Here is a 26,492-nt window from a genome sequence, read left to right on the forward strand (position 1 = left end):
GCTCAAAAAAGAGAAAGCCCGGGCTCAGGCAGGCTTTCTCAGTTTACGCTATTACGCTTCGGTTTTGCGCCACCTGCGCGTCAGCACTTTCTCCGCCTCGACAATAAGGAACATCACAAAACCAATCAGCAAGGTGATGACCCAGTAGCGGAACGGCAGCGCTTCGGTGCCAAACAGCATCTGCATGAACGGTGCGTAAATGATAAGAAGCTGTAGCGCCAGCAGTACGCCGCTCACGATCCAAATCCCTTTATTCGCCAGCAGGCCTTTGCTCAGCGAGAAGCCATCATTAACGCGGCAGTTAAGCATGTAGAACCACTGCGCAGTCACCAGGGTTTGCAGCAGCACGGTGCGGATAAATTCCGCCGAATAGCCGCGCGGCTGTAGCCACGCTTCCAGCACGAAGGCGCTAATGGCAATCATCAGACCGACAAACACCACGCGCCAGATGGCATAGCCATCCATCACATGCAGATTCGCCTTACGCGGTGGGCGGTTCATGATGTCCTTCTCACCCGCTTCAAACGCCAGGCCAAACGACAGCGTTGCCGACGTCGCCATGTTCATCCACAGGATCAGGACCGGGGTCAGCGGGATCAGGTTTCCCGCCAGCAGCGCGATGATGATCAGCAGGGCCTGCGCAATGTTGCTCGGGATAACGAACAGAATCGTTTTTTTCAGGTTATCGTAAACCCGACGACCCTCGTGCACCGCACTGGCAATGGTGGCAAAGTTGTCATCCGTTAACACCATGTCGGCGGCTTCCTTGGTGACTTCCGTCCCCTTAATCCCCATGGCGATACCCACATCCGCCCGCTTGAGCGCCGGGGCATCATTTACGCCATCCCCGGTCATGCCCACCACTTCCTGTTTACTTTGCAGGGCCTGCACGAGGCGGAATTTATCCTCCGGGCTGGTTCGGGCGAAAATATCGTACTGTTGCGCGGCGTCGCTCAGCTGACGATCGTCCATTGCCTCCAGCTCGCGTCCGGTGATAGCGCTTGCGGCGTTACCAATCCCCAACATTTGCCCGATGCTCATGGCCGTTTGCGGGTGGTCGCCGGTGATCATTTTCACGCGGATCCCGGCCTGCAGACAGTCGGCAATCGCGGTAATGGCCTCCGGACGCGGCGGATCCATCATTCCTGCAATACCCAGCAGGATCACGCCATCATGGAGGTCCGGGTGATCCAGCTCGCGCTGCCCCTCGCGGGCAGGTTTCCAGGCCGCAGCTACCATACGCAACCCTTCCCGGGCATACTCTTCAATCTTTCCTTCCCAGTAAGGCTGATCGAAAGGCTGCAGTCCGTCATTCGTCTGCTGGTACTGGCAGAGGCGGAACAGGACGTCCGGCGCGCCGGTGATTAAAATCGCCTCTTCTTCGCCCAGCCGGTACAGGGTGGACATGTATTTATACTGCGAATCAAACGGGATTTTACTGCGCATTTCGGTATCAAGCGGTGGAAGCGGAATTTTCGCCGCCAGCACCTTCAGCGCGCCCTCGGTCGGACCGCCGGTGATTTTCCACAGCCCCTGCTCGTCTTTGATCAGCTGGCTGTCATTGCAAAGGTCGATTGTACGCAGGTAGCGTTCCAGCAGGGAACCCTGCGTCACGCTGACGGGCGTCGGGTCATCTACGGGGTGAATATTCCCCACCGGTTCGTAGCTGTCGCCCTCCACGCGATAGGTCGTGTCAGCGGTAATCACCGCTTTGACCGTCATTTCATTCATCGTCAGGGTGCCGGTTTTATCCGAGCAGATGACCGTCATCGCACCCAGCGTTTCCACCGTAGGCAGCTTGCGAATGATGGCCTTGCGTCGCGCCATGGCCTGTACGCCAAGCGAAAGGATGATGGAAATGATGGCCGGCAGGCCTTCCGGCACGGCGGCAACGGCGAGGCTGATAAGCGACAGCACCAGTTCAGAAACCGGCATATCCCGGAACAGGAGGCTAAAGACAAACAGCGCCACCATCATCACCAGGATAGTAATAAAGATGGTTTTACCGAGCTTATCCATCTGCACCATCAGCGGCGTGCGGTGCTTTTCAATGTCGGACATCATCTGATTGATGTGGCCAAGCTCGGTCTCGCCCCCGGTTGCCACCACCACGCCTTTACCGCCGCCGGAGCTAACGGTGGTGCCTGAGTAGAGCAGATTATACCGGTCACCTAACGGCAGTTCCCCGCTTAACGCATCGCTGTTTTTCTCAACAACGGTGGATTCGCCGGTCAGGATGGCCTCCTCCACGCGAAGGTTATGCGCTTCAATCACGCGCAGGTCCGCAGGGATACGATCCCCGGCACGGATCACCACGATATCTCCCGGCACCAGCGCCGTGGTGGGGATCGTTTCATGATTCCCCTGTCGTACCACCACGGCTTCGCTGGAGAGCATATTGCGAATGCTCTGCAACGATTTTTCAGCATTGCTCTCCTGGATATGGCCAATCAGCGCGTTAATGATGGCAACCCCAAGGATCACAAACATGTCTACCCAGTGGCCCATGAAGAGCTTAAGCAACGCGGCCACCAGCAGAACGTAAATTAATACATCGTTAAAATGCGCCAGGAAGCGCAGCCAGGCGGGTTTGCCCTTTTTTTGCGGCAACGCATTCTCACCATGCTGCTGAAGTCGGGCTGATGCCTCAGTGCCGCTAAGTCCTTCCAGAGTGGAGTGGATATTCGACAGGGTTTCGTCAACGGTTTGTTGATAATACGGACGTTCAGGTTTTCCTGTTTTCATCGTTCCTTCCTCAGGTTCTATTCAGAAATCACCTTGCTTTCATGTAATTAACGAATAACGAAAACAGGAACATGGGCGTAACGGACAATACTTGCCGCCTCCGAACCTAACAAATGGGTTTGAATATTGGGATTTCGAGAGCCGACAATAATCGCGCCAGCAGCAAGTTCATCCGCCAGCTTAATAACCTCATCACGAACATTTCCGCTACGAACATGGAGATGAACACGATCTTCCGGCAGATTCAATTTTTTGACCAGGTCAGACAGTTTTTCTTTCGAATTATTAATCATATATTCATCCATCTTGCGCGCATCTGAAATAAAACCGCGCGTCAGTTCGGCTGAAAATTTGGGCATGACGTGCAGTAAATGAATGTCACCCGATGCGCTTTGCGCCAGAAACTGTGCATGCTGCAACGCTTTATCCGCCAGGCTTGTCTCGTAGACATCCACCGGAACGAGAATGTTTTTATACATATCGAGCATCCTTTTTATAACCAACACGAGAGTGAATGAAGCAAAAAAACGCATTAAATGCAGGGGGTTGCCCTTAATGCCAGTTACGGTAAAAAGAGATGGATGATATTAAACGTAGCACAGGAATATCAGGTTTAGCGCTTGCCCACTGATAATGGTTATTTAACATTTATCTTTTCGCAGACTATGCTCATAGTCAGCCACCGCTTCCGGCTCATGGAGGAATTTATGTATGGTTTAAGCCTGATCCGCCTGGGTATGTTTATCGCGCTTGCTATTATCGCCAGCACGGCGATTGGTTTATTTACCTATATGGTCGTCACTGTTCTGGCTGAATAGTGTCACCCCTGTCCAGGTTATGGAATAAATAAAACAGTTATTTATTAGGGGAATACAGTGAACCGCTACCTCTCTCTTTTACCGTTCGTTTTGTTAACGCTCACGGCGTGCGACCCGAAACCCAAGCAAGCATCCCCCCTGCCCAGGATGGTAAAAGTGGCGGAGGTGACGGTTCCCGGTCACGCCCAGCAGCGCGTTTTCCCCGCCCGCATTGAATCGGGCGATGCCACAGACCTTTCCTTCAAGCGCGCAGGCCAAATTGAAGCGCTCGATGTGCGTCAGGGCGCAGTCATCAAGCAGGGTCAACAGCTTGCAAGATTGAATGCCCGTGAAGCCCAGCAACGGGTTAATGACAGACAAACGGCGGCGACGCTGGCCCAGAGGCAATTCGATCGCTTCCAGACGCTGGCGGGCCGCCAGGCGATTTCGAAAGCAGAAATGGACGTGCAGCGCGCGAACCGCGATTCGGCGAATGCGGCGCTACAAATTGCCCGAGAAGAGCTGAATCAGATGACGCTCGTCGCCCCCTTCAGCGGGACGGTGGCCAGCGTACATGTCCGAAACCATCAGGTGGTGTCAGCCGGTCAGCCCATCGCGACGTTAACCCGCACCGACCTGCTGGACGTTGTGTTTAGTATTCCTGAGAACCTGTTTAAGACCTTTGATATTCGCAACGCGCAGTATCGCCCCGTGGTGAGAATTAACGCCATTCCGGATCGGGAATTTACCGCCGTCTACAAAGAGCACTCGGGCAGCAGCGACAGCAATACCCTGACCTGGCAGGTGATACTGACCATGCCGCGACCAGATGATTTTCCCGCCGTCGGTGGCGTAAGCGGTACGGTGACCATCAATTTAACCAACCTCCCTGCTGGCGCAGGCGCTCAGGCGCTGGTCGTACCGGTTGAGGCCGTCTTTAACCCGGACAACAGCCCGCGCAATGAGCCGCACGTCTGGGTCGTGGCAGGAGAAGGCGACGCGCTCCATCTTGAAGACCGCAAGGTCAGCGTAGGTCAAGTGAGTAGCGAAGGCGTAACGATCGTCAGCGGACTTAAAGCGGGCGAACGCGTGGTTGCCGCAGGCGTTGGGGAACTCCATGCTAACCAGCCGGTGCGTATCTGGACGCGTGAACGGGGACTGTAATGGATATTTCTCGTCAATTTATTAATAACCCCGTACGCGTCTGGCTAACGATTCTGCTGCTGGGCATCGGGGGTATTTTCGCCCTGTTAAATATCGGCAGGCTGGAAGACCCCGCTTTTACCATCAAAACCGCAGTGGTGGTCACCCACTACCCCGGCGCATCCGCTCAGCAGGTTGAAGAAGAGGTGACGCTTCCGCTGGAGAATGCCCTTCAGCAGCTGCCTTATCTGGACAACGTGAGCTCTATCTCTTCAAACGGTCTGTCGCAAATCACCGTTAACATCGCGTCACGCTATCACTCGAACGAACTGCCGCAGATTTGGGATGAACTGCGCCGCCGCGTGGGCGATGCCTCGCGTCAGTTCCCGCCCGGCGTCGTCACGCCCTTTGTAAATGACGATTTCGGCGACGTATTCGGCTTCTTCTTCGCCATTTCCGGGGATGAATTCAGTAATCCTGAACTGGTGAGATATGCGGAACAGCTGCGCCGCGAGTTAATTCTGGTTCCCGGGGTTGCGAAGGTCGCCATCGGCGGGGCCATTAGCCAGCAGGTCAACATCGATATCTCTCTGACCAAAATGGCCGCGCGCGGCATTACGCTGAACCAGCTTTCCGCTCTGCTCAGCAGACTTAACGTCGTTTCCAGCGCCGGAGAAATCACTTCCGGCAGCGAATCCATTCGTCTGCACCCGACCGGTGAATTCGAGAATCTTGATGAACTGGCGGATCTCATCATCACGCCTTCCGGCACCGGGGCGGCGACGCGTCTGCGGGACATCGCCACGCTGTCGCGCGGGCTAAACGAATCGCCGGCCAGTATCTACCATGCCAACGGTAAAAAAGCCGTCACCATGGGCGTCTCGTTTATTCCCGGCGTGAATGTGATCGACGTGGGCCACGCGCTGGAGGCGAAGCTAAACCAGATGTCGGCGGAAAAACCGGCAGGCATACAGATAGACCTGTTTTACGATCAGGCAGCCGAAGTGGGCCACTCTGTTAACGGTTTTATTATTAACTTCCTGATGGCGCTGGCGATCGTCATCGGCGTGCTGCTGATCTTTATGGGGGTGCGCAGCGGGATAATCATCGCGGTTTCTCTGGCCCTTAACGTGCTGGGTACGCTGCTGATTATGTATCTGTGTGGCATTGAGCTGCAGCGGATCTCGCTCGGGGCGCTGATTATCGCCCTCAGCATGCTGGTGGATAACGCCATCGTGATTGTCGAAGGGGTGTTGATTGCCCGGCAGCAGGGCTCACCGCTGTTAACCGCCGTTAATAATATTATCCGCCGCTCCGCCCTGCCGCTGCTGGGGGCGACGGTGATCGCCATCCTGGCGTTTGCGCCTATCGGGCTGTCGCAGGATTCCACCGGGGAATACTGTAAATCTCTTTTCCAGGTGCTGCTGATTTCCCTGATGCTGAGCTGGTTCTCGGCGCTCACCCTCACCCCGGTGCTGATTAAGTGGTGGTTGTTTAAAAACGACAGCGCGCCGGACAACGCCGACGAGTCAGATCCTTACGACAAACGTCTCTACCGCCTCTACCAGCGCCTGCTTAACACGCTGCTGCACCATAAGGCACCGACGCTGGTAGTGATGGCCGCCCTGCTGGCCGCGTCTGTCTGGGGGTTTGGCGCGGTGCGGCAAAACTTTTTCCCGTCGTCCAACACGCCGATTTTCTTTGTCGACCTGTGGTTACCCTACGGGACCGATATCAAATGGACCGAGAAAATGACCGGCGATATTGAGAAAACCATCACGGGCCAGCCCGGCGTGGAAACCACCGTCTCTACCATCGGTCAGGGGAGCATGCGCTTTATTCTGACCTACAGCGGACAGCGGCAGTACAGCAACTACGCGCAGATCATGGTGCGCATGGATGACCAGCGCAACATCTCCGCTCTGACGCGCTACGTGGATGAGTACATCGCGCGAAACTACCCGCAGGTCAACGCCAGCACGAAGCGGGTGATGTTTGGACCCTCCGGCGACAGCGCCATTGAAGTGCGTATTAAAGGCCCGGATCCTGACAGGCTGCGCCTGATTGCCAGCCAGGTGGACGATATTCTGGCGCGCGACCCGGCCACGGGGAGCGTCCGAAACGACTGGCAAAACCGCAGCAAAGTGATCCGTCCGCAGTACGTCGCCGCGCTGGGACGCGAGCTTGGCGTGGATAAGCAGGACGTCGACAACGCGCTGGAAATGAATTTCTCCGGCAGCCGAGCGGGGTTGTATCGGGAAGGCAGCGACCTGCTGCCCGTGGTGGTGAGGCCCCCGGAAAGCGAAAGGCTGGATGCCAGCCACCTGAACAACGTGCTGGTGTGGAGCCAGGCGCGGCAGCAGTATATCCCGCTGAGTAACGTCGTCAGCAGCTTCTCGCTGGAGTGGGAAGATCCGCTCATCCTTCGACGCGACCGCTCGCGGGTACTGACGGTTCAGACGGACCCGGACCCGCTGAGCCAGCAAACCTCCGGCGATATTCTCGCCCGCGTCAAGCCGCAAGTGGATGCCCTTACCCTGCCACATGGCTACAGCATCGAGTGGGGAGGCGATGCGGAAAACTCCAGCGAAGCGCAGCAAGGACTATTCACAACGCTGCCCCTCGGGTATCTGGTGATGTTTGTCATAACGGTGCTGATGTTCAGCTCTGTAAAAAATGCCGTCGCAATCTGGCTGACCGTACCGCTGGCGCTGATTGGCGTCACGCCAGGATTTTTAATTACCGGGATTCCCTTTGGCTTTATGGCGCTGATAGGTCTGCTGAGCCTGAGCGGAATGCTCATCCGCAACGGCATCGTGCTGGTGGAAGAGATTGAACAGCAGAAAATGCAAAAGGATCAGCACAGCGCGATCGTTTATGCCGCCACCTCGCGCCTGCGCCCTATCCTGCTCACCGCGTTCACTACCGTACTTGGCCTGGCTCCGCTACTGCTGGATGTTTTCTTCCAGAGCATGGCCGTTGTGATTATGTTTGGACTGGGGTTTGCTACAATCCTGACGCTGCTGGTACTCCCCGTGATCTACGCGTGTTTCCATCGTAAGGACGAAGCCAAACAACAATGAATGCGACAGGGCTGAACATTATCAAGACGCTGGGCTGTATGACGGCGGTGACCTTCTTTACCATCTACAACACCTGGGATCATTATGATTATGACTATCACTGGATCCTGGGGTTTTTAACCTTTATCTCGACGATTGCCACACCGCTGTTTTTTGTGGTGTCGGGCTATCTCGACGGACAATCGCGGCACGGCACGCGCTGGCAGCTGGGTAAAATTAAAAGTCTGGTGATTGTTTTTCTGTTCTGGATAACGATCTACTACCTGTGGGAACCTTATCAGCGCGGGTATTTAATCCAGCCCTGGTTCGTGTTCGCCTTTGTCGTAATTTACACCTTCCACCCGGTGGTTGAGTGGCTTAGCCAGCGAAGAGCGCTGTTCAGCGGCGTAATTGCTGCCCTGCTGTTCTTTTCTTACGGCTACGATCTGCTATCGGCGCTTTATCCTGAAACGCACGTCCTTTCTCTTTCACCGCAGTATCGGCTGTGGACGTGGCTGCTGTTTTATCTGACGGGGCAACTTTTCTGCGACCCTAAAATCGCCGAGTGGATAAGCCGCAAAAATGTAGTCAGGGCGGCGGTTATCGCCATCCCGTTTATCTATCTTTTCACCTGGTTTTACGAGCGCCACTTCTTTTTTGCCCTGTTTAAGGCCGACAGAAACGCCTTTATTCTCACCGGCTCGCAGATCTACATCCTGATTATTGCCCTGGTGATTGCGGCGAACGGCGTGCGCTTTCGCCGCAATGCTGAGTTCAAGGAGTCCATTCTGGCCGCCATCAGCAAAACGATGACCGGCGTATATATTGTGCACTACTCGGTGTTTCATCTGCTGACGGCGCTGATACCGGTGACCTCTCTCGGAATGAAGCTGGCGCTGATTGTGCTTACGTTCGTCACCTCTGTTCTCTTCTCCATGCTGGTATTGTCTAACGCCGTGGCAAAAAAGGTGATCACCCTTTAAAAGCCTAAGCGCAGCCAGGCAAAAAGCACGTTGCCGTTGTTATAGGTTCCAGGAATATAGGTGAACTGGACGGTAACGCGCTTGTAGCCGGCAGAGAACAGCGGGAAGATAAACGGTAGCGGGACATAGTTTGCAAAATCATCTCGCGCCGTGATGCCCGCTGCAGCACCGAGCCCAAGGCGGAAATCTTTGGCATTATCCAGATACCAGCCCTTCTCCCAGCCATAGCCCATCGCGGGCTGCCATTCGTTGTGCGAGTCCTTGAACATCATCGCGAAAAGCGCGCTCCAGTTGCCCTCTTCGTTATAGCGGGAAACGCCCAGGCCACCGCCCCACGGCATTTCGTTGTACTTATCGGTTTTTTCTTTGTCGTACATAAAGCGAGCGTGCCAGCTCAGAAACGGCAGGTACAGATCGTAACGTTGAGGCTGCTCCCAGGTTTGCGAAATATCGTCCGTCAGCGCGTTCCACCAGCCGCTGATACGCTGTTCACCATAGACGTTGGGCTCCGCATGAAGCGGTGCGACGAATAAAAACAGAATCATCCAGAATGCCGAAAAGGTGCGTTGCATCGTTATTCCCTCAGCTTAACTCACGCGCGGTCACTATTACTGTAAACCATTCAGCCTTTAACGGAGCCAGAAGACACAATTATCTCGCTGCAGGCGAAGATGAAATTTATTTATTCAGCACCTTCAGGAAAGATAAAAACGTTTTCTCGGGCGTTTTGTCGCGGTAGTCTCATAGGTTCCGTTTATATGACGGCGCAATGTGAGTGACCTTTTCTTATACCAATAATTAAAAATTAGTACGGACAGGACAACTATGGACTCCACCCTCATCTCCGATCGTCCCAACGAGGAGACCCCTTCGCTCAATCGTGCCCGCCGCGCCGCACTCGGCAGCTTCGCGGGTGCCGTCGTCGACTGGTATGATTTTCTGCTTTACGGCATTACCGCCGCGCTGGTGTTTAACCGCGAGTTTTTTCCTCAGGTCAGCCCCGCGATGGGCACGCTCGCCGCGTTTGCCACCTTCGGCGTCGGCTTTCTGTTTCGCCCGCTGGGCGGTGTGATCTTCGGCCACTTCGGCGACCGCCTGGGCCGCAAGCGCATGCTGATGCTCACCGTCTGGATGATGGGGATCGCCACCGCGCTTATCGGTATTCTCCCTTCGTTTTCCGCCATTGGCTGGTGGGCACCGGTGCTGCTGGTGACATTACGCGCCATTCAGGGCTTTGCCGTTGGCGGCGAATGGGGCGGCGCGGCGCTGCTATCCGTTGAGAGCGCGCCAAAAAATAAGAAAGCGTTTTACAGCAGCGGCGTGCAGGTCGGGTACGGCGTAGGGCTGTTGCTTTCCACAGGGCTGGTGTCGTTAATCAGCCAGCTCACCACCGACGAGCAGTTCCTGAGCTGGGGCTGGCGCATTCCGTTCATCTTCAGCATCGTGCTGGTCATTGCCGCGCTTTGGATCCGTAACGGAATGGAGGAGTCGGCAGAGTTCGAAAAGCAGCAGGAAAAACCGGCCGCTAACAGAAGACTTCCTGTCATGGAAGCCCTTGTCCGGCACCCTGGCGCTTTTCTGAAAATTATCGCCCTGCGCCTGTGCGAGCTGCTGACGATGTATATCGTCACCGCCTTTGCCCTGAACTACTCGACGCAGAATCTCGGCCTGCCCCGTGAACTGTTCCTGAATATTGGCCTGCTGGTCGGCGGGATCAGCTGCCTGACTATCCCCTGCTTCGCCTGGCTGGCTGACCGGTTTGGTCGCCGTCGCGTTTACATCACCGGCGCGCTGATTGGAACCCTCAGCGCCTGGCCGTTCTTTATGGCGCTGGAGGCGCAGTCTGTTTTCTGGATTGTTTTCTTTGCCATCATGCTCGCGAACATCGCTCACGATATGGTGGTCTGCGTGCAGCAGCCGATGTTTACCGAGCTGTTCGGCGCCAGCTACCGCTACAGCGGCGCGGGCGTGGGCTACCAGGTCGCAAGCGTGGTTGGCGGCGGGTTTACGCCGTTTATTGCCGCTGCGCTGGTGACCTTCTCCGGCGGCAACTGGCACAGCGTGGCGATTTATCTTCTGGCCGGTTGCCTGCTGTCGGCGGCAACGGCGCTGCTGATGAAAGAGACGAGCCACCGCTGATCTCACTTTTGTTTCACAGGCGTGTGACATACTATCGGGTAGAGTCGCACACCTGTGGAACAAGGAGACAGAGATGAATAATAAGGGCTCCAGCCTGACCCCGGCTCAGGCGCTGGAAAAACTCGACGCGCTGTATGAACAGTCCGTCAACGCGCTGCGCAGCGCCATCAGCGAATACATCGAAACAGGGAAACTCCCCGACCAAAAGGCCAGAACCGAGGGCCTTTTTGTTTATCCATCGCTCTCTGTGACCTGGGACGGCAGCGCGAGCAGTAATCCCAAAACCCGCGCCTACGCGCGCTTTACCCACTCCGGCTGCTACAGCACCACCGTCACCCGCCCTGCGCTGTTCCGCCCGTATCTTGAAGAACAGCTTACGCTGTTGTATCAGGATTACGGCGCGCACATTTCCGTTGAGCCCTCGCAGCATGAGATCCCTTATCCGTACGTGATTGACGGTTCGGCGTTAACTCTTGACCGCTCCATGAGCGCGGGGCTGACCCGCCACTTCCCGACCACCGAGCTTTCGCAGATTGGCGATGAAACGGCAGACGGGATTTATCACCCGGCCGAATTTTCTCCTCTGTCGCACTTTGACGCCCGCCGGGTCGATTTCTCCCTGGCGCGCCTGCGCCACTACACCGGTACGCCAGTCGAACATTTCCAGCCGTTCGTGCTCTTTACCAACTACACCCGCTACGTTGACGAATTTGTCCGCTGGGGCTGCAGCCAGATCCTCGACCCCGAAAGCCCGTATATCGCGCTCTCCTGCGCGGGTGGTATCTGGATCACCGCGGAGACCGAAGCGCCCGAGCAGGCTATCTCCGATCTGGCGTGGAAAAAACACCAGATGCCCGCCTGGCACCTGATCACCGCCGACGGTCAGGGCATTACGCTGATCAACATCGGCGTCGGCCCGTCAAACGCCAAAACCATCTGCGACCATCTGGCGGTACTGCGCCCCGACGTGTGGCTGATGATTGGTCACTGCGGCGGCCTGCGTGAAAGCCAGCTGATTGGCGACTACGTGCTCGCCCACGCCTATCTGCGCGATGACCACGTGCTTGATGCGGTCCTGCCGCCGGACATCCCAATCCCGAGCATCGCCGAAGTGCAGCGCGCGCTGTACGACGCCACCAAAGAGGTGAGCGGCATGCCGGGTGAAGAGGTCAAACAGCGCCTGCGCACCGGTACGGTCGTCACGACGGATGACCGCAACTGGGAGCTGCGTTACTCAGCCTCCGCGCTGCGCTTCAACCTGAGCCGCGCGGTGGCGATCGATATGGAGAGCGCCACCATCGCCGCGCAGGGATATCGCTTCCGCGTTCCGTACGGCACGCTGCTGTGCGTTTCCGATAAGCCGCTGCACGGCGAAATTAAGCTGCCCGGCCAGGCCAACCGTTTCTATGAAGGGGCTATCTCAGAGCATCTGCAAATCGGCATTCGCGCCATCGACCTGCTTCGGGCGGAAGGTGACAGACTGCATTCGCGCAAGCTGCGCACCTTCAACGAGCCGCCGTTCCGCTAATAACGATAAGGAAAAACAATGTCCAGCACATCACCGCTCTCTGCCCTGCGCCACTGGCTTGAGGCCAGCCATCTCGACGGGATGATCGTCCCGCGCGCGGATGCATGGCAGAGCGAATACTGCGCGCCGTACGACGAAAAGCTGGCCTGGCTGACGGGCTTTGACGGCTCTGCCGGCGTCGCGCTGGTACTGAAGGATAAAGCGCTGCTGTTCGTTGACGGGCGCTATCAGGTCCAGGCCCGCGTTCAGGTGAATCTGGACGAGATTGAAATTCACCACCTGCACAACGAGCCGCTGGCAGACTGGCTGACGGCAAACGTCGAGGCGGGCACTCGCATCGGTTTTGACCCAATGCTGATGACGAATACCGAGTTTACGCAGCTGTCTGCCACACAGTGCGCGCTCGTGCCGCTGAACGCGTCACCGTTTGACGCCTTATGGACCGATCGCCCTGCCGCACCGGCGGGGCTTATCCGTGAAATGCCGGTTGCGATAAGCGGTGAAAGCAGCGAAGACAAACGTCAGCGCGTTGCCGCCGTGCTGGCTGCAAACTATGCCGATTATCTCGCCGTTACCCTGCCGGATAATATCGCCTGGCTGTTAAACGTTCGTGGCGCGGATATCCCATACAGCCCGGTACCGCTCTCCTTTGCCCTTCTTGGACGTGACGGTCACGTTGAGTGGTTTGTTAACGACAACAAGCTCGGCGCCCTGCCTGAATACGTCCGCAGTGCGTTCACCATTGCGCCACAGAAGGCCTTTGTCGAACGCTGCCAGCAGATTGCTGAAGGCAAACGGGTGATGGTGGATGCCGATTCCGCGCCGGTTGCCCTGCGCTTCGCCATTGAACCCCGGGGGGAGATTGTCTGGCGGACCGACCCCATCACCCTGATGAAAGCCACTAAAAACCCGGTAGAACTGGCAGGCTATCGCGAGTGTCATTACCAGGACGGTGCCGCGTGGGTCAACTTCCTCGCCTGGCTGAGCCGCGAAGTGCCGCTGCGCGAGGCGGCAGGAGATCCGCTCACCGAGCTGGAAGTCCAGGCGCAGCAGCTGGCGTTCCGTAAACAGCAGCCGGGGTTCATCGAGCAGAGTTTTGCGACCATCTCCGCCTCTTCGAGCAATGCGGCGATGTGCCACTATCATTCGAGCGAGGCCAGCAATAAGCCCATCGGCCATGACCATTTTTACCTGAACGATTCCGGCGGTCAGTACGTTAATGGCACCACTGACGCCACGCGCACGCTGGCATGGGGTCAGGTCGACCCGGAGCAGCGCCTGCACTACACTGCCGTGCTGAGAGGCTTCCTGTCGCTGATTACCCTGCAGTTCCCTTCCGGGACTCAGGGACATCAGCTGGATGCGTTTGCGCGTCGCCCGCTGTGGGAGATGGGGCTGGATTACGATCACGGTACGGGGCACGGCGTGGGGCACCAGCTGCTGATCCATGAGAACCCGCATCGCATCGCCAAAAAGGTTAACCCGTGGCCGCTGGTAGCGGGCAATATCATAACGATTGAACCGGGATACTATCTGGGCGATAGCCACGGTATTCGTATTGAAAACCAGGTGGAGGTTGTGGAGAGCCGACCGGGATTCTGCAGGTTTGAATCTCTGACGCTGATCCCTATTGATTTAAGCCAGGTCGAGCTGGAACTGTTGAGCGAGCAGGAAAAGCAGTGGCTGGATGCGTATCACCAGCAGGTGCGTGAGGCGCTGTCACCGCTGGTGAACGGCGATGCGCGTTCGTGGCTGGAAGAGGCGACGGCACCGGTTCGCGTGTAATTTCGTGCGGTCTGGTGCCCTCACTCCACCCCTCTCCCACGGGAGAGGGAGTTAACACTAAAAACGGCAACCTGGTTGCCGTTTTGCATTTACCTTGCGCAGAAAAGCAAAAAGCCTGCTTCAAAAGCAGGCTTTTCAAATTTGGCTCCTCTGACTGGACTCGAACCAGTGACATACGGATTAACAGTCCGCCGTTCTACCGACTGAACTACAGAGGAATCGTGTGAACGGGGCGCATATTATCGATGCTCCCCCGGGATGTCAAAGGCAGAATGCATATTTCCGATCGTTTGCCGAATTATTCTCCACTTCGCGCAATTGTCAGGCATTTTTCCGCGGATATTTCCACAGCCAGCGCCCGCTGACCATCCGCCAGTAGAACAGCGCCCCACGTACGGCCCAGTCGAGGAACATCCCCAGCCAGACGCCGACCACTCCCCATCCGAGCATTACCCCGAGCGTATACCCCGCCACAACGCGACATCCCCACATGCCGAGCATCGAAACCCACATCGCAAAGCGGGCGTCGCGCGCCCCCTTCAGCCCGGCGGGCAATACCCATGAGGCCGCCCAGATGGGCATAAAGGCCGCGTTGAGCCAGATGAGGATCTTAACGACCTCTTTAACGTCGTCTTCGTGGGTATAAAACGAGGCCATCAGCCCGGCAAAGGGCGCAGTTCCCCAAGCGATCAGCGTCAGTCCAATGGTCGACAGCCAGAAAACATGCCGCAGCTGCCGCTCCGCCTGGCCTATCTGCCCTTTCCCGAGCCGTTTACCGGTGATGATGGTCGATGCCGACCCCAGCGCGTTACCCGGCAGGTTAATCAGCGAGGCGATGGAAAAAGCGATAAAGTTACCGGCGATCACGTCGGTGCCCATCCCGGCGACAAACATCTGCGTCAGCAATTTCCCGCCGTTAAACAGCACAGATTCAATGCTCGCAGGAATACCGATCCCCATCACTTCCCAGATAATGGCGAAATTAAAGGGGCGGAAATAGCTTTTCAGCGTGAGGCGCAGCGAGGGGGTGATCCCCGCCATCAGTACCCCGATGATGGCTGCCGCACCGATATAGCGTGAAATGGTTAAACCCAGTCCGGCACCGACGAAGCCCAGCCCGTCCCACGAGAACACGCCGTAGATCAGCACGCTGCTGATAATGATATTGAGGATATTCATCCCGCCGTTGATCAGTAGCGGAATTTTGGTGTTGCCCGCCCCGCGCAGCGCGCCGCTGCCAATAAGGGCAATGGCCGCTGCCGGATAGCTTATGACGGTCATCTCCAGGTAGGTCAGCGCCAGGTCTTTAACCTCGTTCGTGGCCTCCCCGGCGACAAAGTCGATAATCTCTTTACCAAAATAGTGGATCACCGCCGCCAGGACGATCGAAAAAATGGTCATGATCATCAGCGACTGGCGGGCCGCCTCGCGTGCACGTTTGGGATCCAGCTTGCCGAGGCTAAAGGCCACCACCACCGTCGTCCCGAGGTCTATGGCGGCAAAGAACGAGATCACCACCATGTTAAAGCTGTCCGCCAGCCCAACTCCAGCCATCGCCTCTTTACCCAGCCAGCTCACCAGAAAGGTGCTCAGAACCCCCATCAGCAGAACGCAGGTATTTTCCAGGAAGATAGGCACAGCAAGAGGGGTGATTTCACGCCAGAACAGGACACGATAGCTTTTACGTTTTGCATACCATGGCGTGCGCGTTATCGCCTGGCGTAAGGAGGCAGTGACGTTCAAAATGGACCTTAGCGAGAAAAGTTGAAACTCCATTTCAAATGATGGGGGACAAATGCTAATCCTGCAAAGTATTTTCCAGAAAAAGATGTGTGGATTTACAACAAACTGACGACAGAATCAGCAATCGGTCGATTTTCCCTAAGATCAGGTTTGACAAAACTTTTTTCGCCGCTAAGATAAGCCTCCACAACGATTCCTCTGTAGTTCAGTCGGTAGAACGGCGGACTGTTAATCCGTATGTCACTGGTTCGAGTCCAGTCAGAGGAGCCAAATTTAAAAAGCCTGCTTTTAAAGCAGGCTTTTTGCTTTGCGGATGAGGGAAAATGAACGCTCTGTTTGTCTACGGCACGCTGCGCCCGGGCCATTCTAATGCGCATATTCTTGAGAACATCGGCGGCGAATGGCTGGCCGGTTCCGTATCCGGCACGTTTTACGAACGCGGCTGGGGCGCTGCGGCGGACTTCCCGGGGATCGTGCTCCGCCCTGATGGTCCCCGCGTCGAAGGCTATCTGTTTATCTCTGATAACCTTGCCGCACACTGGCAAATGCTGGATGAATTTGAAGACGGCTATGACCGGGTTGAGGTCACCGTGACCACCTCTGAAGGCAAGCAGGTTCAGGCCTGGATTTATCAGCTGCAGCCGCGTTCTGAGTCATAAAAAAAGGCTCTCTGTCACCAGAGAGCCTTTTTCACGATTCGCTGCGATTACTCGCTTTTTGCTTCGCCGTTTTTGATTTCGCCCATCACTTTCAGCTTCTTGGAGATGTCGCGACGCTCTTTGGACAGCTCTGCGTTTTTGATGATGTAGTCATCAACGCGGTCTTCATAGTCGCTCTTCATGCTGGCGATGATGCCCTGGATAGCTTCAACGCTCATGCCTGGCTTGATGTAGTCGCTCAGGTTGTCGAGCAGCAGAACACGTTTCTGGTTGTCACGGATCTTCTTCTCAACGTCCTGGATTTCACGCTGCAGTTTGTTTTTGCGGCGGAACAGGCGGACGAATTCCAGAACATCCTGGAACGAAGGCTTGGTAGTTTCCATTTTTACACCCCTGATAATGTGAGATTCGGATTCGTTAAGGCAACCGTTGTAACAATAACCTTACTGACAGCGGCTGCGAATGACAATGAGTATATCGTTTAAAGCTATCATAACCCCAATTGCTGCTGAATCGAAGCAGCAGCCGTCACATACGCCTTTTATTTGCGCAGCGCCCGGCAAATAAGGTGCGATAACAGCTCAAGCTGCCGCGCCAGTTCCATGCTCAGCCAGACGTAGCCATGAATAGGCGTTTCAGCCACGTTATCGCTCTGGCGTTCATTGATTAACTGCTTCAGCTCCGCGACGATCTCATTCAGTCGCTCGCTGTTGGCCAGTATCGGCTGCGGGTTGCCTTCATAAAGCGCATGAGCGATGGTCAACAGCGTTTGCTGCGTCATCTGCTGAGTCTCTTTGAGGGTCTGCGCATTAAGCATCAAAAGATGGCTGGGACGCGAAGCCCAGTGGGCGTTGATTTGCAGTTCAAGCATGCAGACCAGGTTGCGGCTTACCGTCTGGATAGCTTCGAAAATCGATTTTTGAATGCGGGTTTCTTTGCTGGCGGGCGTGATCAGGCCGCGCATTTTAACCACGTCGTTAAGGATGGTTTGCAGGTGCTTTTCCAGCCGCGGGCGCTCGACCAGATTAGGGGAAAAACCGGCCTGATAAACGCGGTTAAAGGCGGTAACGTAGTTAGCCATCTGAATACGCCAGTGCAGAAAAGCCCGCTGCGGCCAGATACCGGTAAAAAGCATGGCCAGCAGTGACCCCAGGATGACATCCCCGCTTCGCCACAGCGCCGTGGTCATATCCCCGGCGGGCGCCCCGACAACCACCGCGAGAGTAATACCAATCAGCAGCGCCTGATAGGGCTTTTTGCCCAACGCCAGCCAGCCGCAGAGGAACATAGCGGCACCGCACCATGCCAGCATCACCGGAAATGAGATGAGCTCCAGCTTCAGCGCAATAAGACCCAGGGCCGAGCCAAGAACAGTCCCGCCAATTCGTTCAAAGGCGCGCGGAACCACGTTCCCCCAAAACGAGATGGGCCCCATCACCACCACCAGCGTGATCAGCGGCCACGTCCCTTCCGGAACGTCCAGCAAACGGACCAGTACAAACGTCAATACGAAAGCCAGCGCGATGCGACACCCGTGCACAACGCGGTAATGTTTATACAACCGAATTTCAAAAGGAGTTAATGATTTGTCGGGACGCACACCCGCTCTCCAGCTACACGGCAAACCACAATTGTACTGTGTTTTCAGCCGGGCGGATCGATCCCGGCTGAAAAACCCTTCATTTAGCAGGCTTAAACCGTTTTATGCTCGACGGCGATATACATTTCGATATCCCAGTAACCGTCCGCATTGCCGTCATTGAGATAGCGTTCGAAGCAGGGCTTTAGCGCCATCTGGTATTTATTGTCCTGCAGCAGGGAATTGAAGAACTGATACCAGGGCGTGGCGAAGTCGTAGTTTTCCACGCGAGCCGTCGCCACGGCATATTCCCCGGCCGCGATTTCCGTCATCATGACGCCTTCGCTGTTTTCCGGAATAACGAAATCGTCCGGTACGGTAACGGCCGTATCACAGCGCAGTTTTTCTGCCGGGACCTCATCCGGGTTATCGTAATAGACCGCCACCCACTCCAGCGGCTCAATGTGACGCCCGTCAACCCACATGACCAGCTGTTCAAAGCCCTGCTTTACCGTGTGTTCCCACGGGCCGACCAAATGAAAACCGGCAATCTTACGTTTCTGTTGCTGCTTGATGCTGTAGTCCATGCTGCCTCCACTTATTACTGTATATTTATACACTATAAAGCTGGATTACTATTATCGGCAAACGAGGAGTGTTTATTATGTGAGCAGACTCGCAACCCTGCCAGTCTGCCCATCAGCGGTTAAAGCGTGTGGTGGAGATAATCGCTCATGCGAGAGAACAGTCCGCCTTTATCAACGGCTTCCAGCGTTACCAACGGCCAGTGGGCTACCACTTTATCGCGGTCATAGAGCTGGATTTCCCCGACCCGCTGATGCGCGGCAATCGGCGCTTCCAGCTCTTTTTTATCCAGCACGTATTTGGCTTTGATGTTCGGCACTTCCGCTTTCGGCAAGGCCAGCCAGAAGTCCTGGTCGGTTCCCAGTTTCACCTGTTCCTTGTCGCCGTACCAGATGCGCTCCGTCCCCACTTTTTTTCCGCTATGCAGGATCTGCACCGTATCGAAATTCTGCTGTCCCCAGTGCAGCAGTTTTCGGGCCTGGTCCTCACGCCCTTTCGGGCTGTCCGCCCCCATCACCACCGCGATTAAACGGCGCTGGCCGTCTACGGCAGACGCAATCAGGTTAAAGCCAGCCCCCGAGGTATGCCCCGTTTTAAGGCCGTCCACGTTCATGGTTTTATCCCACAGCAGGCCGTTACGGTTTTGCTGGGTGATCCCGTTCCAGGTCAGGCTCTTTTCGCTGTACATATGGTAAAACTCAGGCTCGCCGTGGATGATGGCCCGGGAGAGTACGGCCAGGTCATAGGCGGAGCTGTGCTGGCCCGGCGCGTCCAGCCCGTGGACGGTTTCAAAGTGCGTATCGCGCAGGTTCAGCTTCTGCACGTAGTCGTTCATCATCTTCACAAACTGTGGCTGACCGCCCGCCACGTGATCGGCCAGCGCCACGCAGGCGTCATTGCCGGAATCGACGATCAGACCGCGGCTTAAATCACGCACCGAGACGCGATCGCCCTCTTTCAGGAACATCAGCGACGAGCCGTCAAAAACCGGGTTACCTTTTGCCCACGCGTCACGCCCTACGGTGACAATGTCGTCCGGCGTAATGCGGTGGCTATCAATGGCCCGATCAACCACATAGCCCGTCATCAGCTTGGTCAGGCTCGCCGGATTACGTTGTTGATGTTCGTTGCCCGCCGTTAAAATCTGACCAGTCGTGTAGTCCATCAGCACCCATGAGCCAGCCTGAATGGCCGGAGGCTGCGGCGAAAAATCCAGTGGTTCGGCCGCAAAAGCAGATGAGACACTCGAAGCGAGTAAAGAAACAGCAATAAACAGACGGCGTTTCAACGGTATATCCTCAGGTCAGTAAAAATCGATGACCTTTTTACGGGAGTTCTGATGTCGTTACCTGGCTTAATTGCAATGAAATGTGACAGAGCGCAGATTTTTCTCTGAAGCTGGCGCGCAAATTTGCCACGCGGCGGTGCTTTTTATTCGGTCTGACCCGCGCGATCGTTTACCATAGTGACGTCATTTTTTAACAGGATGGTATTACTGGTGTCTGACTCTGCCGCTCGCCCGACTTTTTTGTTCCACGACTACGAAACCTTTGGCACTCACCCGGCGCTGGACCGACCGGCGCAGTTTGCCGCCATCCGTACCGACGACGAATTCAACATTATTGGCGAGCCCGAGGTCTTTTACTGCAAGCCTGCGGATGACTACCTGCCGCAGCCCGGCGCGGTCATGGTTACCGGCATCACCCCTCAGGAAGCGCGGGAGAAAGGCGTTAACGAGGCAGAATTCGCCCGACGCATTCACGATCTGTTTACCGTTCCCAATACCTGCGTGGTTGGTTACAACAACATCCGCTTCGATGACGAAGTTACGCGCAATATCTTCTATCGCAACTTCTACGATCCCTATGCCTGGAGCTGGCAGAACCGCAATTCACGCTGGGATTTGCTCGACATCATGCGCGCCTGCTACGCCCTGCGTCCTGAAGGCATTAACTGGCCGGAAAATGAGGAAGGGCTGACCAGCTTCCGGCTGGAACACCTGACGCGCGCCAACGGTATCGAGCACAGCAACGCCCACGACGCGATGGCGGACGTCTATGCCACCATTGCCATGGCGAAGCTGGTGAAAAGCGCACAGCCCCGGCTGTTTGAGTATCTGCTAAGCCATCGCAGCAAGCAGAAGCTTATGACCCTTATCGACGTACCGCAGATGAAGCCGCTGGTGCATATTTCCGGCATGTTTGGTGCATGGCGCGGCAATACCAGCTGGGTTGCCCCGCTGGCGTGGCATCCGGACAACCGTAATGCCGTCATCATGGTGGACCTGGCGGGCGATATTTCACCCCTGCTGGAGCTCGACAGCGATACCCTGCGCGAACGTTTGTACACGCCGAAGAATGAACTCGGCGATCTGCCCGCGGTGCCGGTCAAACTGGTGCACATAAATAAATGTCCGGTACTCGCTCAGGCGAACACGCTGCGCCCGGAAGATGCAGACAGGCTGGGCATCAACCGTCAGCACTGCCTCGATAACCTGAAAGTGCTGCGCGAAAACCCGCAGGTGCGCGAGAAAGTGGTTGCTATCTTTGCCGAGGCGGAGCCATTCGTGCCGTCTGAAAACGTGGATGCCCAGCTCTATAACGGCTTCTTCAGCGATGCCGATCGCGCGGCCATGAATATCGTTCTGCAAACCGAGCCGCGTAACTTACCGGCGCTTGATATCACCTTCGCCGATAAGCGCATCGAAAAGCTGATGTTTAATTACCGCGCGCGTAATTACCCGGGAACCCTGGATGAAGCTGAGCAGGAACGCTGGCTGCAGCACCGTCGCAACGTATTTACGCCAGAGTATCTGCACAGCTACGCTCAGGAGCTGGAAATGCTTTATGGCCAGCATGAAGGGAATGCTGAGAAACAGGCACTGTTGAAATCTCTGTTCCAGTACGCGCAAGAGATAGTCTGAAAGTCAGAAATAAAAAAACCGGAGGCGATGGTCTCCGGTTTTTTTTGCCCTGCGGCGCTGCGCTTACGCGGGCCTACGGGTTATGTAGGTCGGGTAAGGCGTAGCCGCCACCCGACACAGTCTTACGCGACGTCTTCGTACTGCGGAACCGGGTTACGGAAGCTCTTCGTAACGCAGGCCAGGTAAATCAGGCCGATACCCGCCCAAATCAGGCCAAGCACCATCGAGCTCTCTTCCAGGTTAACCCACAGCGCGCCCACGGTCAGGGCACCGCACATCGGCAGGAACAGATACTGGAAGTGATCTTTCAGCGTTTTGTTACGCTTTTCACGGATCCAGAACTGAGAGATAACCGACAGGTTAACAAAGGTGAACGCCACCAGCGCACCAAAGTTAATCAGCGCCGTAGCCATCACCAGATCAAAGTTAATTGCCAGAAGCGCAATCGCACCGACCAGGATGATGTTCATCGCCGGGGTACGCCAGGTTGGATGCACGTAGCCGAAGAAGCTTTTCGGGAATACGCCATCGCGGCCCATTACGTACATCAGTCGCGCAACGCCTGCATGCGCGGCCATACCGGACGCCAGTACGGTGATGGTGGAGAAGATCAGCGCGCCAACCTGGAACGCTTTACCCGCCACATAGAGCATGATTTCTGGCTGAGACGCATCCGGATCCTTGAAGCGGGAGATATCCGGGAAGTACAGCTGCAGGAAATAGGTCGAGAAAATAAAGATCAGACCGCCAATCAGCGCCGTCAGGAAGATGGCACGCGGGATCACGCGCTCTGCATCCTTCGTTTCCTCGGACAGGTTGCTGATGCCGTCAAAACCGGTAAAGGAGAAGCACAGAATGGTTGCCCCGGTAATCATCGGGATAACATGCGCATCACCAGACCAGAACGGTTTGCTGCTTGCCAGCGTACCAGCGCCTTCGCCGTGGAACACGCCATAGATCACCATGCCAAGAATAACGGCAATCAGGACAACCTGAAGCACAACAATAACGGAGTTAAAGTTGGCAACAGACTTAATGCTACGCAGGTTGAAGGCCGTCATAAAGGCCACCAGCGCCACGACGAACATCCAGGATGGAATCGATGGCACCAGCGCTTCAAAATAGATTTTTGCCAGCAGAATGTTGATCATCGGCGCGAACAGATAGTCGAGCAGCGAAGACCAGCCCACCATAAAGCCAACCGTCGGGCTGATGGATTTCTGTGCATAGGTGTAGGCGGAACCGGCAGACGGATAGCGGCGAACCAGCTTACCGTAGCTCAGCGCGGTAAAGAGGATCGCAATCAGTGCGAAGCCGTAAGCCGTCGGCACATGACCGTCTGTGAGGCCTGATACGATACCGAATGTATCGAACAGCGTCATCGGTTGCATATAGGCCAGGCCCATCATAACAACCGGAATCAACGTAAGCGTTTTACGTAATTCCACGCGAGAGGTGTTTGGAGTTGCGTTATGCGACATAGTTATTCTCCTTTAAGGTGATAACCGCCACGTAAGCGAAAAATTGCCCCATTTGTTTCTTCCTCAGCGACAACAACTGTCGGATTTTAGTAAATATCTATCCGGTACGAAGCCCGGCCTCTTGGTTTTTAGTTTCGTTTCGTACATGCAAAAAAAAATAACCGACGCCTTTTATATCGTCGATTATTCATTTGGTTGCAGCGGCGGCATTTTGCCCCACATCGGATACAAAAGGCAATACTTTGCAACGCAGCGGGTAATTTTCTTTTTGCTAACTGGCTGATTTCTCGACGCTGCCCTGAGCATAAACAGCGGCGATAGCACTATTTGCTAAAATTTCGTCGCGCCACCAGGCACTGGCCAGCCCGGCGGTCTGTTCATTCCAGCCCACCCACACCGACTCATGGCTGTTTTGAGCAAGTACCTGTTTTTCAACAAGCGCACCGCTGTCAATAAACCGCTGCGCCAGATAGCGGGGCAAATAGCCGCAGCCCAGGCCGCTTATTTGCAGCTCCAGCTTGGTTTTAAAGTCGAAAACGGTGATGGCCTCCTGCTCATCAAGCAGCTGCGAGGAGGCCGAACATTCCGGACGAGAGCTGTCCCCCACCACAATCGCGCGGTAGCCTTTAATCACGCGGCGGTTAAGCGGCTCAGGCTCCTGAGCCAGGGGATGATGGGGTGCCACGGCAAATACCTGCTCCAGCACGCCCAGCCGGGCAAAACCAAAATCGCTCAGCTGGGGAGGCTCATGGAGTGCACCGACAAAAATATCCGCTCTGCCCTGGGTTAAAGCATCCCAGGAGCCACCCAGCACGCCGTTGATAAAGATAAGACGGGTCACGCTGTGGTGTTGATAAAAAGCTTCAATCAGCGGCGTCAGGAGAGAAAACGGAAAGGTATCATCCACGCCAATAACCAGCTCGTTTTCCCATCCCTGATGGAGCTTAACGGCCTGTTTTTCCAGCTCGCGAACGGTATGCAGAACTTCGCGGCCTTTTTCCAGCAGCATCTGTCCGGTTCGGGTAAAACGAGCGCGGTGCCCGGAGCGATCGAGGATCTGAATATTGAGATCGCTTTCCAGTTTTTGAACGGTATAGCTCAACGCAGATGGGGTTTTGTAGAGCTTTGCCGACGCAGCGGCAAAGCTCCCCTCTTTTTCCAGTGCATCCAGAATAATAAGAACATCCAGCAGCGGTTTCATGCTCGCCCCCTTCTGGTGTGCGATCGTCTCCGCTGCGGGTCTTATTCCATGGGCATCACCAGCGGATCGGGATACTGATACTCAAACCCCAGCTCATGACAAATGCGATTGCCATCAACAATTTTGCCTTTGCTGTCATCTTTTGCCTCACTAAAGACCGGCGGAGCCAGCCCAAGCTGACGTGCCATCAGCGGGTAAAAGGTGCTGCGCGCCGGATGAGACGGTGCACATATATTATAGATGTGTCCGCCTTTCGGAGCCTGTAAGAGTAGCTCAATCGCGCCAATAACATCCTCAAGATGGACAAGATTCACGCCATGCTGGCCGTCTGGCGCCGTCTTTCCGGCAAAGAAGCGTCCCGGATGGCGTCCAGGCCCCACCAACCCCGCCAGACGAACGATATCAACCTGCGTGCCGGGAAGATTATGCAGCCAGTCTTCCAGCTCTTTCAGTACCTGACCGCTCGCCGTAACGGGACGGCGCTCAGAGTTCTCTTTTACCACACCTTCAGCATCGCCATAGACCGACGTCGAGCTGGTGAAAACAATGCGCGGTACGTGATGCGCCAGCGCGCTGTCGACAATCTCCTGCATCGCCTGCAGATAAAATGATTCGCCCGGGCCGCTGCGCCGCGCGGGTAGCGTAATGACCAGCGCATCGACGTTCATCAGCGTGTCCAGATCGTCCGCATCACACACCAGTTCCGGCTCCAGACGCAGTTCAACGCCATCAATACCGCACATGCGCGCCGCTTCGACCCCATCTCGGGTGGTCTTACTCCCGGTCACCTGCCAGCCTTTCGCGGCTAATGACATCGCCAGCGGCATTCCCAGCCATCCTAAACCGACAATCGCGACCTTTTTCATGCGAATTCTCCTGACTCTCACTCGTCTTTCATAAGGCTACGCCAGCCCGGCAGAACACACAATTCATAGCATCAATATGAAATGAATTAATGATCAAAAAAGCCCTTGCAATATGTCGTACAACTGGTTTAGGTTAAAAGACATCAAATGAATAAGCATTCATCGAGAATTTATATGACACGCGTTCAATTTAAACACCACCATCATCACCATCATCCTGACTAGTCTTTCAGGCGATGTGTGCTGGAAGACGTTTGGATCTTCCAGTGGTGCATGAACGCATGAAAAAGCCCCCGGAAGATCTTCTTCCGGGGGCTTTTTTTTGGACCGAATTCAGACAGGTTAAAACAGGTTAACGAGGAATAAAGAATGTTAGATAACTCACGTTTACGCATAGCTATTCAAAAATCAGGCCGTTTGAGTGACGATTCACGCGAACTGCTGGCCCGCTGCGGGATTAAAATTAACCTGCACACCCAGCGCCTGATTGCTCTGGCTGAAAACATGCCCATCGACATTCTGCGCGTGCGTGATGACGATATTCCCGGCCTGGTCATGGATGGCGTCGTTGACCTCGGCATCATCGGGGAAAACGTGCTGGAAGAAGAGCTGCTGACCCGCCGCGCGCAGGGCGAAGATCCGCGTTACTTCACCCTGCGTCGTCTGGACTTCGGCGGCTGCCGCCTGTCGCTGGCAACGCCGGTTGATGAAGCATGGGACGGTCCGGCCGCGCTGAACGGCAAACGTATTGCCACCTCCTACCCTCACCTGTTAAAGCGTTATCTGGATCAGAAAGGCGTGCAGTTTAAATCCTGCCTGCTGAACGGCTCCGTTGAAGTGGCGCCGCGTGCGGGTCTGGCGGACGCCATCTGTGACCTGGTCTCTACCGGCGCGACGCTGGAAGCGAACGGCCTGCGCGAAGTGGAAGTGATCTACCGCTCCAAAGCGTGCCTGATTCAGCGCGACGGCGAGATGGCGGATGCCAAGCAGCAGCTGATTGACAAGCTGCTGACCCGCATTCAGGGCGTCATTCAGGCGCGTGAGTCCAAGTACATCATGATGCACGCCCCAACCGAGCGCCTGGATGAAGTGATTGCCCTGCTGCCGGGCGCCGAGCGCCCAACCATCCTGCCGCTGGCGGGCGATCAGCAGCGCGTGGCAATGCACATGGTGAGCAGCGAAACCCTGTTCTGGGAAACCATGGAAAAACTGAAGGCGCTGGGCGCAAGCTCCATCCTGGTGCTGCCGATTGAGAAGATGATGGAGTAATGGC

At 55.7% G+C, this 26,492-nt stretch carries 22 protein-coding genes, 2 tRNA genes and 1 other annotated feature; of the genes, 11 read left to right on the forward strand and 13 right to left on the reverse strand.

Annotation, left to right across the window (positions count from 1 at the left end; translation table 11 throughout):
- Positions 1-51 precede the first annotated feature (51 nt).
- Together FOY93_RS14345 and FOY93_RS14350 are read right to left on the reverse strand one after the other, a co-directional pair.
- Positions 52-2,745, reverse strand: coding sequence for a cation-transporting P-type ATPase (locus FOY93_RS14345; RefSeq protein ID WP_133294747.1), 2,694 nt, complete (start codon positions 2,743-2,745; stop codon positions 52-54).
- Between the two features lie 47 nt (positions 2,746-2,792).
- The gene (locus FOY93_RS14350; RefSeq protein WP_111966056.1) at positions 2,793-3,224 is read right to left on the reverse strand and encodes a universal stress protein; all 432 of its coding nucleotides are present in this window, start codon (positions 3,222-3,224) and stop codon (positions 2,793-2,795) included.
- Positions 3,225-3,620: 396 nt separating this feature from the next.
- On the opposite strand from FOY93_RS14350, the gene FOY93_RS14355 reads away from it, so the two are divergent.
- Genes FOY93_RS14355 through FOY93_RS14365 form a run of 3 tightly spaced genes read left to right on the forward strand, consistent with a single transcriptional unit; the run spans position 3,621 to position 8,730 of the window.
- Positions 3,621-4,706 carry an efflux RND transporter periplasmic adaptor subunit gene (locus FOY93_RS14355; RefSeq protein ID WP_172621916.1) on the forward strand — a complete coding sequence of 362 codons (1,086 nt, stop codon included), beginning with the start codon at positions 3,621-3,623 and terminating at the stop codon, positions 4,704-4,706.
- Positions 4,706-7,768, forward strand: a complete 3,063-nt coding sequence (locus FOY93_RS14360; protein WP_136195829.1) for an efflux RND transporter permease subunit — start codon at positions 4,706-4,708, stop codon at positions 7,766-7,768. The genes FOY93_RS14355 and FOY93_RS14360 overlap by 1 nt, the downstream gene beginning before the upstream one ends.
- Positions 7,765-8,730 (forward strand): acyltransferase, encoded by a 966-nt coding sequence (locus tag FOY93_RS14365; RefSeq protein WP_133294749.1) that lies wholly within the window; start codon positions 7,765-7,767, stop codon positions 8,728-8,730. Before FOY93_RS14360 ends, FOY93_RS14365 begins: the two co-directional genes overlap by 4 nt.
- Here FOY93_RS14365 and pagP read toward each other — a convergent pair.
- Positions 8,727-9,302, reverse strand: coding sequence for a lipid IV(A) palmitoyltransferase PagP (gene pagP, locus FOY93_RS14370; RefSeq protein WP_045403108.1), 576 nt, complete (start codon positions 9,300-9,302; stop codon positions 8,727-8,729). The genes FOY93_RS14365 and pagP overlap by 4 nt on opposite strands.
- A gap of 253 nt (positions 9,303-9,555) precedes the next feature.
- On the opposite strand from pagP, the gene shiA reads away from it, so the two are divergent.
- From shiA to FOY93_RS14385, 3 genes are all read left to right on the forward strand, one after another.
- The gene (gene shiA, locus FOY93_RS14375) at positions 9,556-10,869 is read left to right on the forward strand and encodes a shikimate transporter (RefSeq protein ID WP_111966060.1); all 1,314 of its coding nucleotides are present in this window, start codon (positions 9,556-9,558) and stop codon (positions 10,867-10,869) included.
- A 73-nt stretch (positions 10,870-10,942) separates the two neighbouring features.
- Positions 10,943-12,397, forward strand: a complete 1,455-nt coding sequence (locus tag FOY93_RS14380) for an AMP nucleosidase (RefSeq protein WP_111966061.1) — start codon at positions 10,943-10,945, stop codon at positions 12,395-12,397.
- 18 nt (positions 12,398-12,415) lie between these two features.
- Complete coding sequence (locus FOY93_RS14385; protein WP_133294752.1) at positions 12,416-14,182, forward strand: aminopeptidase P family protein; 1,767 nt, start codon at positions 12,416-12,418, stop codon at positions 14,180-14,182.
- 142 nt (positions 14,183-14,324) lie between these two features.
- Here the strand turns inward: FOY93_RS14385 and FOY93_RS14390 are convergent.
- Positions 14,325-14,400: transfer RNA gene (locus tag FOY93_RS14390), tRNA-Asn, on the reverse strand.
- Positions 14,401-14,503: 103 nt separating this feature from the next.
- The gene (gene emmdR, locus FOY93_RS14395; protein ID WP_127731578.1) at positions 14,504-15,958 is read right to left on the reverse strand and encodes a multidrug efflux MATE transporter EmmdR; all 1,455 of its coding nucleotides are present in this window, start codon (positions 15,956-15,958) and stop codon (positions 14,504-14,506) included.
- Positions 15,959-16,119: 161 nt separating this feature from the next.
- Between emmdR and FOY93_RS14400 the strand changes: the two genes are divergently transcribed.
- Both FOY93_RS14400 and FOY93_RS14405 read left to right on the forward strand, forming a co-directional pair.
- A tRNA-Asn gene (locus FOY93_RS14400) sits at positions 16,120-16,195 on the forward strand.
- Positions 16,196-16,248: 53 nt separating this feature from the next.
- On the forward strand, positions 16,249-16,584 hold the full coding sequence (locus FOY93_RS14405) for a gamma-glutamylcyclotransferase family protein (RefSeq protein WP_143345286.1): 336 nt from the start codon (positions 16,249-16,251) through the stop codon (positions 16,582-16,584).
- A gap of 47 nt (positions 16,585-16,631) precedes the next feature.
- Here the strand turns inward: FOY93_RS14405 and FOY93_RS14410 are convergent, their stop codons facing one another.
- The 4 genes from FOY93_RS14410 to dacD form a co-directional block, all read right to left on the reverse strand.
- On the reverse strand, positions 16,632-16,967 hold the full coding sequence (locus FOY93_RS14410) for a DUF496 family protein (RefSeq protein ID WP_008499467.1): 336 nt from the start codon (positions 16,965-16,967) through the stop codon (positions 16,632-16,634).
- A 158-nt stretch (positions 16,968-17,125) separates the two neighbouring features.
- A complete protein-coding gene (locus FOY93_RS14415) occupies positions 17,126-18,184 on the reverse strand; it encodes an FUSC family protein (RefSeq protein WP_133294755.1) in 1,059 nt (352 codons plus the stop codon).
- 92 nt (positions 18,185-18,276) lie between these two features.
- Positions 18,277-18,750, reverse strand: a complete 474-nt coding sequence (gene sbmC / locus FOY93_RS14420) for a DNA gyrase inhibitor SbmC (RefSeq protein WP_133294756.1) — start codon at positions 18,748-18,750, stop codon at positions 18,277-18,279.
- A 119-nt stretch (positions 18,751-18,869) separates the two neighbouring features.
- Positions 18,870-20,036 (reverse strand): serine-type D-Ala-D-Ala carboxypeptidase DacD, encoded by a 1,167-nt coding sequence (gene dacD, locus FOY93_RS14425; RefSeq protein ID WP_032658759.1) that lies wholly within the window; start codon positions 20,034-20,036, stop codon positions 18,870-18,872.
- Positions 20,037-20,234: 198 nt separating this feature from the next.
- On the opposite strand from dacD, the gene sbcB reads away from it, so the two are divergent.
- Positions 20,235-21,671: an exodeoxyribonuclease I gene (sbcB, locus tag FOY93_RS14430; protein WP_411800871.1), complete on the forward strand. Its 1,437-nt coding sequence runs from the start codon at positions 20,235-20,237 to the stop codon at positions 21,669-21,671.
- A gap of 122 nt (positions 21,672-21,793) precedes the next feature.
- Here sbcB and plaP read toward each other — a convergent pair whose 3' ends face one another.
- The 4 genes from plaP to FOY93_RS14450 form a co-directional block, all read right to left on the reverse strand.
- A complete protein-coding gene (gene plaP, locus FOY93_RS14435) occupies positions 21,794-23,152 on the reverse strand; it encodes a putrescine/proton symporter PlaP (protein WP_023312362.1) in 1,359 nt (452 codons plus the stop codon).
- Positions 23,142-23,204, reverse strand: a complete 63-nt coding sequence (yoeI, locus tag FOY93_RS24075) for a membrane protein YoeI (protein WP_111966150.1) — start codon at positions 23,202-23,204, stop codon at positions 23,142-23,144. Before yoeI ends, plaP begins: the two co-directional genes overlap by 11 nt.
- Positions 23,205-23,423: 219 nt before the next feature.
- Positions 23,424-24,353, reverse strand: a complete 930-nt coding sequence (locus tag FOY93_RS14445; protein WP_115875771.1) for a LysR substrate-binding domain-containing protein — start codon at positions 24,351-24,353, stop codon at positions 23,424-23,426.
- 41 nt (positions 24,354-24,394) lie between these two features.
- Positions 24,395-25,219, reverse strand: a complete 825-nt coding sequence (locus FOY93_RS14450) for an SDR family oxidoreductase (protein ID WP_143345288.1) — start codon at positions 25,217-25,219, stop codon at positions 24,395-24,397.
- A 174-nt stretch (positions 25,220-25,393) separates the two neighbouring features.
- Between FOY93_RS14450 and hisL the strand changes: the two genes are divergently transcribed.
- Entirely contained in the window at positions 25,394-25,444 is a 51-nt protein-coding gene (hisL, locus tag FOY93_RS14455) for a his operon leader peptide (protein WP_001364200.1), read from the forward strand.
- Positions 25,420-25,543: a sequence feature (His leader region), on the forward strand. It overlaps the preceding gene by 25 nt.
- A 45-nt stretch (positions 25,544-25,588) precedes the next feature.
- Positions 25,589-26,488, forward strand: a complete 900-nt coding sequence (gene hisG, locus FOY93_RS14460; protein ID WP_000886595.1) for an ATP phosphoribosyltransferase — start codon at positions 25,589-25,591, stop codon at positions 26,486-26,488.
- Positions 26,489-26,492 lie beyond the last annotated feature (4 nt).

Source organism: Enterobacter sp. 18A13 (assembly GCF_007035975.1).
Taxonomy (GTDB): Bacteria; Pseudomonadota; Gammaproteobacteria; order Enterobacterales; family Enterobacteriaceae; genus Enterobacter; species Enterobacter vonholyi.

Coding starts and splice junctions, on each gene's coding strand:
- FOY93_RS14345 (WP_133294747.1), bottom strand. CDS start 2,745: ATGAAAACAGGAAAACCTGAACGTCCGTATTATCAACAAACCGTTGAC.
- emmdR (WP_127731578.1), bottom strand. CDS start 15,958: ATGGAGTTTCAACTTTTCTCGCTAAGGTCCATTTTGAACGTCACTGCC.
- FOY93_RS14445 (WP_115875771.1), bottom strand. CDS start 24,353: ATGAAACCGCTGCTGGATGTTCTTATTATTCTGGATGCACTGGAAAAA.
- FOY93_RS14405 (WP_143345286.1), top strand. CDS start 16,249: ATGAACGCTCTGTTTGTCTACGGCACGCTGCGCCCGGGCCATTCTAAT.
- FOY93_RS14385 (WP_133294752.1), top strand. CDS start 12,416: ATGTCCAGCACATCACCGCTCTCTGCCCTGCGCCACTGGCTTGAGGCC.
- FOY93_RS14360 (WP_136195829.1), top strand. CDS start 4,706: ATGGATATTTCTCGTCAATTTATTAATAACCCCGTACGCGTCTGGCTA.
- plaP (WP_023312362.1), bottom strand. CDS start 23,152: ATGTCGCATAACGCAACTCCAAACACCTCTCGCGTGGAATTACGTAAA.
- hisG (WP_000886595.1), top strand. CDS start 25,589: ATGTTAGATAACTCACGTTTACGCATAGCTATTCAAAAATCAGGCCGT.
- FOY93_RS14450 (WP_143345288.1), bottom strand. CDS start 25,219: ATGAAAAAGGTCGCGATTGTCGGTTTAGGATGGCTGGGAATGCCGCTG.
- FOY93_RS14410 (WP_008499467.1), bottom strand. CDS start 16,967: ATGGAAACTACCAAGCCTTCGTTCCAGGATGTTCTGGAATTCGTCCGC.
- sbmC (WP_133294756.1), bottom strand. CDS start 18,750: ATGGACTACAGCATCAAGCAGCAACAGAAACGTAAGATTGCCGGTTTT.
- shiA (WP_111966060.1), top strand. CDS start 9,556: ATGGACTCCACCCTCATCTCCGATCGTCCCAACGAGGAGACCCCTTCG.
- pagP (WP_045403108.1), bottom strand. CDS start 9,302: ATGCAACGCACCTTTTCGGCATTCTGGATGATTCTGTTTTTATTCGTC.
- FOY93_RS14365 (WP_133294749.1), top strand. CDS start 7,765: ATGAATGCGACAGGGCTGAACATTATCAAGACGCTGGGCTGTATGACG.
- FOY93_RS14350 (WP_111966056.1), bottom strand. CDS start 3,224: ATGTATAAAAACATTCTCGTTCCGGTGGATGTCTACGAGACAAGCCTG.
- sbcB (WP_411800871.1), top strand. CDS start 20,235: ATGGTATTACTGGTGTCTGACTCTGCCGCTCGCCCGACTTTTTTGTTC.
- FOY93_RS14380 (WP_111966061.1), top strand. CDS start 10,943: ATGAATAATAAGGGCTCCAGCCTGACCCCGGCTCAGGCGCTGGAAAAA.